Annotated in this window: 4 protein-coding genes, 15 tRNA genes and 2 rRNA genes; 18 read left to right on the top strand and 3 right to left on the bottom strand. The window is 41.7% G+C overall.

Going from position 1 to position 7,074, the window contains the following annotated elements:
* The 17 genes from M3189_RS11880 to M3189_RS11800 all read left to right on the top strand — a co-directional run.
* Window positions 1-119: ribosomal RNA gene (locus M3189_RS11880) — 23S ribosomal RNA — on the top strand; the annotation flags it as partial.
* A 78-nt stretch (window positions 120-197) separates the two neighbouring features.
* Window positions 198-313, top strand: a 5S ribosomal RNA gene (gene rrf, locus M3189_RS11875).
* A 41-nt stretch (window positions 314-354) separates the two neighbouring features.
* Window positions 355-429, top strand: a tRNA-Glu gene (locus M3189_RS11870).
* Between the two features lie 65 nt (window positions 430-494).
* A tRNA-Val gene (locus tag M3189_RS11865) sits at window positions 495-570 on the top strand.
* Window positions 571-635: 65 nt separating this feature from the next.
* Window positions 636-711, top strand: a tRNA-Thr gene (locus tag M3189_RS11860).
* A gap of 101 nt (window positions 712-812) precedes the next feature.
* A tRNA-Lys gene (locus M3189_RS11855) sits at window positions 813-888 on the top strand.
* An 86-nt stretch (window positions 889-974) separates the two neighbouring features.
* Window positions 975-1,056: transfer RNA gene (locus tag M3189_RS11850), tRNA-Leu, on the top strand.
* A 31-nt stretch (window positions 1,057-1,087) separates the two neighbouring features.
* Window positions 1,088-1,164 (top strand) — tRNA-Arg (locus M3189_RS11845).
* Between the two features lie 7 nt (window positions 1,165-1,171).
* Window positions 1,172-1,248 (top strand) — tRNA-Pro (locus M3189_RS11840).
* 20 nt (window positions 1,249-1,268) lie between these two features.
* Window positions 1,269-1,341, top strand: a tRNA-Ala gene (locus M3189_RS11835).
* 7 nt (window positions 1,342-1,348) lie between these two features.
* Window positions 1,349-1,441: transfer RNA gene (locus M3189_RS11830), tRNA-Ser, on the top strand.
* Window positions 1,442-1,473: 32 nt separating this feature from the next.
* A tRNA-Asp gene (locus tag M3189_RS11825) sits at window positions 1,474-1,550 on the top strand.
* 50 nt (window positions 1,551-1,600) lie between these two features.
* Window positions 1,601-1,673: transfer RNA gene (locus M3189_RS11820), tRNA-Phe, on the top strand.
* A gap of 34 nt (window positions 1,674-1,707) precedes the next feature.
* Window positions 1,708-1,792, top strand: a tRNA-Tyr gene (locus M3189_RS11815).
* Between the two features lie 14 nt (window positions 1,793-1,806).
* A tRNA-Cys gene (locus M3189_RS11810) sits at window positions 1,807-1,880 on the top strand.
* Between the two features lie 10 nt (window positions 1,881-1,890).
* A tRNA-Gly gene (locus M3189_RS11805) sits at window positions 1,891-1,964 on the top strand.
* Between the two features lie 7 nt (window positions 1,965-1,971).
* Window positions 1,972-2,046 (top strand) — tRNA-Asn (locus tag M3189_RS11800).
* A gap of 155 nt (window positions 2,047-2,201) precedes the next feature.
* Here M3189_RS11800 and M3189_RS11795 read toward each other — a convergent pair.
* From M3189_RS11795 to M3189_RS11785, 3 genes are all read right to left on the bottom strand, one after another.
* Window positions 2,202-3,728, bottom strand: coding sequence for a glycine betaine uptake BCCT transporter (locus tag M3189_RS11795; RefSeq protein WP_251634260.1), 1,527 nt, complete (start codon window positions 3,726-3,728; stop codon window positions 2,202-2,204).
* A 48-nt stretch (window positions 3,729-3,776) separates the two neighbouring features.
* Window positions 3,777-4,442 carry a hypothetical protein gene (locus M3189_RS11790; protein ID WP_251634259.1) on the bottom strand — a complete coding sequence of 222 codons (666 nt, stop codon included), beginning with the start codon at window positions 4,440-4,442 and terminating at the stop codon, window positions 3,777-3,779.
* Window positions 4,443-4,777: 335 nt separating this feature from the next.
* Window positions 4,778-5,740 (bottom strand): S8 family peptidase, encoded by a 963-nt coding sequence (locus M3189_RS11785; RefSeq protein ID WP_251634258.1) that lies wholly within the window; start codon window positions 5,738-5,740, stop codon window positions 4,778-4,780.
* 388 nt (window positions 5,741-6,128) lie between these two features.
* On the opposite strand from M3189_RS11785, the gene M3189_RS11780 reads away from it, so the two are divergent.
* Window positions 6,129-6,989 carry a DUF1002 domain-containing protein gene (locus tag M3189_RS11780; RefSeq protein WP_251634257.1) on the top strand — a complete coding sequence of 287 codons (861 nt, stop codon included), beginning with the start codon at window positions 6,129-6,131 and terminating at the stop codon, window positions 6,987-6,989.
* The last annotated feature ends 85 nt before the right edge of the window (window positions 6,990-7,074 follow it).

Here is a 7,074-nt window from a genome sequence, read left to right as displayed (position 1 = left end):
GATTTCCCATAGCGTCAAGCTAGTAAGAACCCTGAAAGATGATCAGGTTGATAGGTCAGAGGTGGAAGCGTGGTAACATGTGGAGCTGACTGATACTAATCGTTCGAGGACTTAACCAATTTTTAAAGGCAAACTCGTTTTACAAAACTTCTTCTGAAATTATCTAGTTTTGAGGGAATGATACCTCAATTTTATAGTCTGGCAGCAATGGCGAGAAGGTCACACCCGTTCCCATACCGAACACGGAAGTTAAGCTTCTCAGCGCCGATGGTAGTTGGGACTTTGTCCCTGTGAGAGTAGGACGTTGCCAGGCATAACCCCTTTGGGGTTTTTATTTTCCAAATTTTTAAGAATGGCCCCTTGGTCAAGTGGTTAAGACACCTCCCTTTCACGGAGGTAACACGGGTTCGAATCCCGTAGGGGTCACCAACGTTTTTTCGCGACAGCGAAAATAACGTTCCATCACCTTAGCGAAAATAACTACCCATTAATACGGAGGATTAGCTCAGCTGGGAGAGCATCTGCCTTACAAGCAGAGGGTCGGCGGTTCGAACCCGTCATCCTCCACCAAAGTTTTTTGCGATAGCAAAATAACCATAGTTATTTCATGAAAGTGAAAATATCTCCTATAAAATGCCGGGGTAGCTCAATTGGTAGAGCAACTGACTTGTAATCAGTAGGTTGGGGGTTCAAGTCCTCTCGCCGGCACCATGCTTCTTGCTTCGTTGATTTACATCAGCGGAAGCATGCGCGAAATCCCGAAGGGATTTTAAGCAAAAAAAACTAGTTAGTTTTCAATAAACTAATTGAACGAGCCATTAGCTCAGTTGGTAGAGCATCTGACTTTTAATCAGAGGGTCGAAGGTTCGAGTCCTTCATGGCTCACCAAGTTGTTTTTCTTAGAAAACAACCAAGTTATTTTTCATTAGAAGATAACCAAGATTTTTTGCGCTAGCAAAGAAATTTTCATACATGCGGGTGTGGCGGAATTGGCAGACGCACCAGACTTAGGATCTGGCGCCGCAAGGCGTGGGGGTTCGACTCCCTTCACCCGCATTTAGTTTCCAAATCTAATTTTCATTAAATTGCGCCCGTAGCTCAATTGGATAGAGTGTCTGACTACGGATCAGAAGGTTATGGGTTCGACTCCTTTCGGGCGCGCCATATTTTACGGGAAGTAGCTCAGCTTGGTAGAGCACTTGGTTTGGGACCAAGGGGTCGCAGGTTCGAATCCTGTCTTCCCGACCATTCATCTAAAGCAACAATATGGGGCCTTAGCTCAGCTGGGAGAGCGCCTGCTTTGCACGCAGGAGGTCAGCGGTTCGATCCCGCTAGGCTCCACTTATTCGGAGGAATACCCAAGTTCGGCTGAAGGGATCGGTCTTGAAAACCGACAGGCGGGTCATACCGCGCGGGGGTTCGAATCCCTCTTCCTCCTCCATATATTCTAAAAGTAAACACTTGAAAAACATTGGTCCGGTAGTTCAGTTGGTTAGAATGCCTGCCTGTCACGCAGGAGGTCGCGGGTTCGAGTCCCGTCCGGACCGCCATTTTTTTATATCAGTAGGTTACTCTACTGTTGATATAGATATGATTGTATGGCTCAGTAGCTCAGTCGGTAGAGCAAAGGACTGAAAATCCTTGTGTCGGCGGTTCGATTCCGTCCTGAGCCATCATTTTTTTTGAAAAATTAGTGCTCTTATCTATGGAGGGGTAGCGAAGTGGCTAAACGCGGCGGACTGTAAATCCGCTCCCTCGGGGTTCGGCGGTTCGAATCCGTCCCCCTCCACCATTGTTAACTAGTTCGGCAGCATAGCCAAGTGGTAAGGCAGAGGTCTGCAAAACCTTTATCCCCGGTTCAAATCCGGGTGTTGCCTCCAATTTTAATATGCGGGTGTAGTTTAGTGGTAAAACCTCAGCCTTCCAAGCTGATGTTGTGAGTTCGATTCTCATCACCCGCTCCATTATTATTCCGCAGTAGCTCAGTGGTAGAGCTATCGGCTGTTAACCGATCGGTCGTAGGTTCGAGTCCTACCTGCGGAGCCATTTTTTGTAGCTTGGGACAGTAAACCTGATTCTTTTTAAAATAATTGATTTACATAAATAAAACCACCTTTAAGAAAATAATCATTCTCTTAAAGGTGGTTTTTCTTTGTCTAAATAGATGTTTTCAGTACGGCTTCATTTACCTACTAGACACCTTAGGAAGGGTACGAACTTCTTTTATTTCCTCTATGTACCTCAACTTCACTTTTTAATCCTTTCACTAATGAAAAGCACATAACGACCATGATGAGCGCAAAAGGCAGGGCGGCTGCAATGGAAGCCGTTTGCAAAACGTTCAAACCGCCAGCTAAAAGCAAGACTGCAGCCAAAGCGGATTGAATGACACCCCAAGTCATTTTAATTTTATTGGAAGGATTTAATGTACCGCCTTCACTTAACATCCCCAACACAAAAGTGGCTGTATCGGCAACCGTTATATAATAAATAGCTACGACAGCAAACCCTAATATACTTAACACAGAGCTTAATGGAAGATAATCAAAGAAGGTAAAGATAGCCAATGATACATTTTCAGTAATATTTTCTGCCAGATCATGGTTACCTGTGTTTTGAACAAGCTCAAGCGCTGCGCCGCCAAATATGGACATCCAGAGACATGTTCCCAGGGTAGGAACAATCAGCACACCAATCACAAACTCCCTGATTGTTCTTCCTTTTGAAACCCTGGCAATAAACATACCGACAAATGGCGCCCAGGCAATCCACCATGCCCAATAAAAAAGTGTCCAGGAGGCAATCCATTCTCCTTCACCAAAGGGCTTTAGCCTTAAACTCATATGTATAAAGTCACTAATATAGAGCCCTGTCGTATTAAAAAAAACTTTTATAATCGTCATAGTAGGTCCAACAATTAAAATCATCAGCATAATCGCAAAGGATAGGATCATGGCCGCATTCGATAAGTATTGGATACCTTTCTCTAAGCCTGTATTGATAGAGATGATAAACAGGACGGTGGCGACAACAATCACAATCAGCTGAACGAATAACTCATTGGGAACCCCGAATATTTCATGCATTCCGGCTGTAACCTGCATGGCACCAAGACCTAAAGAAGTTGCAATACCAAAGACTGTTGCAAAGATAGATAGGATATCAATGGTTTTTCCAATCGGCCCGTAAATTCTATCCCCCAAGATTGGATGGAAGGCCGAACTTATAGCGGCCGGAAGCCTTTTGTTATATTGAAAAAAGGCAAGAGCAAGACCGATTACCGTATAAATGGCCCATGGATCAAAGCCCCAATGGAAAAACGTATATTTCATTGCCGTATTGGCAGCGTCGATTGTATAACCTTCCCCATAAGGAGGGGTTGTATAGTGGGTTACAGGTTCGGCCACACTCCAGTACACAATTCCGATTCCCATCCCAGCACCGAATAACATGGCAAGCCAGGATGCCGTGTTAAAATCTGGTCGGTCTGTTTTCTTGCCTAACCGAATATCGCCATATTTCGAGAACAATAAATAGATTGAAAAGATAACAAAGAATAGGGCAGCACCAAGATACACCCACCCCAGGTAATCAATCGAACCGTTATAGATAATATCGGTAACTTTGGTGAGATTATCGGTAAAGAAGACTCCCCAAACAATAAAAATGAGCGTAAGTAATAATGAAATAATAAACACACTATGTCCCTTATTATTTTTGCTGTCCATATAAACCTCCTTATTAAGCTCGGTGTTAGGTGAAATTCTTGAAGTATATCATTTATCAAGGAGGTTATATAGAAATTCCCACTTTTCTGTGTTCAGCAGCTCCTCCGGGGTGACCTCTATTCCGCCTCCAAGGTAAACAGTTTGTTCTTTGATTGCGATTACCATTGCTTCGAGCAGTGAGTCAGTGTCTTTCTTTTTATAGATGTCGCCTAAAGATGGCAGCAGTTCGCTGGAGGTCATCCCTAGGGTCCCAATGTCCGTCAGGCCCTCGTCCTCTGTATATTCCTTGTCTTTATAATCGATAGGATTGCTGCCAGCAGCGCGGCCCGGTACCATTAATAAATACTCATTATGTTTGACACCATGAGAATTACTTGTGATAACCCCTTTGTTATCCGCTGTTTCAACCAAATCAATTTCATTTAATGAGTAGGTATCAAGGGAATCAGGCATTGGATTGTTTATTAAAATATAATCTCCTGCTTCCGCATTTCGGTCCTTTCTGAGCGTATATGCCTTATGATTAAAAATAAAACTGTCAAGTTCCTTTGGTGTGTATTTTTCCACGCTGACAGCATTAGTGATATGCTGCGATAGATCCCTTAGCTTAATCAAATGTATGGAGAGCTTATACATCGGTTTTACTCCATAAACCTTATGTAACTCATTGTTGAAATAAACAAATTGTCCTTTTCTTACTTGATACAGTTTCACAGATTAATCTCCTTTCAACAACTATGTATTCGTAAGGTGCACTATCACTCGAAGAAATTCAATTATCTTTAGGTTGTCTTAATATGGAAAATACTATTCTGTTTAAATGAGGAGGGGAAGAGAAGAAGAAAATAGCATGAACCAGACTGAATGCAGGTCTCATTGAATGAAAGGGAAGGTGGAAAAAGAAAAAAAGCCGCTGTACTATCGGTTAAGATAGTGCAGCGACTTTCTTTCATAATAAAATTTCAGGTATTGTGTGATAAGAGATTAATTCCGAATAAGATAATCGAATGCACCTAAGGCTTCAGTTGCTAGGTTGAGATGCTTTTTCTTTATATTTTCAACACATGAGCAGATAATTTTTGATTAAACACATTCGATAAGTAGTCCTCTACTGTTAAGTACAGGAATCCATTGCCTTCAAGTTTTGGCGAGTTTCCTAGCGGAACTGTTCTCTTTATTAATTGTCCATAAAGTTCAGGCTCTGTCAGAATTCGCTCGAATTTTTTTGTGACAATATCCTTTATGAGCGCAAGTGCACCGGATACATGCGGAGTTGCCATCGAAGTTCCAGATAGTTTTGCATACGTGCCGTTTAAATAGGTTGAAAGGATTTCTTCACCAGGCGCTACCAAGTCGACTTCATTATTCGAATTAGAAAACTCGGAAGAACGGCGCTCCAAATCAATGGCTCCGACGCTGATGACTTCATTGTAGGAGGCAGGATAGGAAAATTCATCTGAAGAATCCTGTCCATCCCCTTCATTTCCAGCAGCGCAAACGACTAGAATTTGATGAGCGATTGCGTTTTGAATCGCTTGATGCAGCTCAGGTACATCAAGAGAACCACCGAGGCTCATAGAGATAATATCCGCCTTCTGTTCAACTGCATAGTTGATACCATTGATGATCCATTCGTACTGTCCTGATCCATTTTTATCGAGTACTTTTAAAATAAGTAAATTTGCTTCAGGTGCCACGCCAATGACTCCGTTATTGTTTTGGACAGCAGCAATGGTACCCGCCACATGTGTTCCATGACCATTATAGTCAGTGTAAACATTAGGATTTCCATTATCATCATCTGTGAAATTCCGTCCGCCGATAATCCGTTCACTCAAGTCAGCATGGGTGACATCGCAGCCTGTGTCTAATATTGCAACTGTGATTCCCTTACCTTTCGATTTCTCCCAGATTTTTGGAGCCTCAATCATCTCAATACCTTTTGGCACCTCAGACACCACTTCGACCACTTCATTCACTTGATACGGAATTAAACGTAATCTTTGTTCCATTCGTATCCCTCCTGACAGAATTGGTTTTCTGTGTATTCTAGGGAGTTATCAATAGTTTAACAATTCAGAATTTATTAAAACAGTTACTATAGTTGTGTTTTTATCGAACTAACATTCTGGTTTTGCCTGACTCAGAATGGTTATCACTGTAATAAAACGGCTATCAAGTTTATATTCGGTAAGCTTTTTTGTATTTTTAACAAATGGCAGTAACATTACATTCTACTATGTAACAGTCTTAATAGAATTTGTATAAATGTTACCTATTCTTTTCATGAAATCCCAGAGCACTATGTTAAGATTATGCAAAGCCAATTTTTCAAATATAAATTGGTGGAACAAGAGCTATTTCTTGTGAATGGCTGCATGTATTTAAGGAGGTAATTTTATGAAACATAAATTACAGGCACTGTTACTTGCGATAATGATGCTATTAGCAGTTCCATCTATAAGTTTTGCAGATTCAGTAGAAGGAGATACGATTGTTTCATTAGGGGAAAACCTAACGGAACAGCAAAAAAATGATATGTTAGTAGAGTTAGCGGTACCGGAAAATGCACAGATGATTACGGTATCCAATCAAGAAGAGCATGATTATTTAGGGGAGTTTATTCCTAAGGCACAAATTGGATCACGTGCGATTTCATCCGCGGCCATAACCATGGGTACGAAGGATTCCGGGTTAGATGTGCAAACGAACAATATTACATGGGTTACAGAAGAAATGTATATCAATGCCTTGACTACGGCCGGTGTAAAGGATGCAGCCATAAGGATTTCCGCTCCGTTTGAAGTTTCCGGTACTGCTGCTTTGACAGGAATTATGAAAGCTTATGAAGCAACAACGAATAAAGAAATTCCGGAAGAAATCAAAAAAGCAGCAAATGAGGAAATGGTGAAAACCGCACAGCTCGGTGACTCGATTGGAGCCGATAATGCAGCTGCTCTAATGGGGAAAGTCAAAGAAGAAATCGCCAAGAATGAACCGAAAACAGAAGCTGACCTACGCGCACTTATTGAACAAGTTGCAGCGGAGCTTGGAATTACGTTAACAGATGCAGAGTTAGATAGATTAGTAGAATTCTTCAACAATCTGAAGGCGATGGATATCGACTGGAACCAGGTAAAAGAGCAAATAAGTGAAATCTCTGCATTTTTACAATCAGAAGAGGGGCAGTCATTTTTACAGAGGCTGCAAGATTTCTTAAATAGCTCAATTGATGAAATTCGTGCGCTCTTTGCTAAATGACAATAAATCCTTATTTGAGTATCTAGCGAAATTTTGATAAGCGGAGATTTTCTGCTTATATGCAGAATGGAGCTCATTTCGGGGG

The organism is Neobacillus niacini, from assembly GCF_023715415.1.
In the GTDB taxonomy this organism is placed as follows: domain Bacteria; phylum Bacillota; class Bacilli; order Bacillales; family Cytobacillaceae; genus Neobacillus; species Neobacillus niacini_C.
The sequence above is the reverse complement of the archived record's forward strand: the minus strand, read 5'-3'. Positions and strand labels throughout refer to the sequence as shown.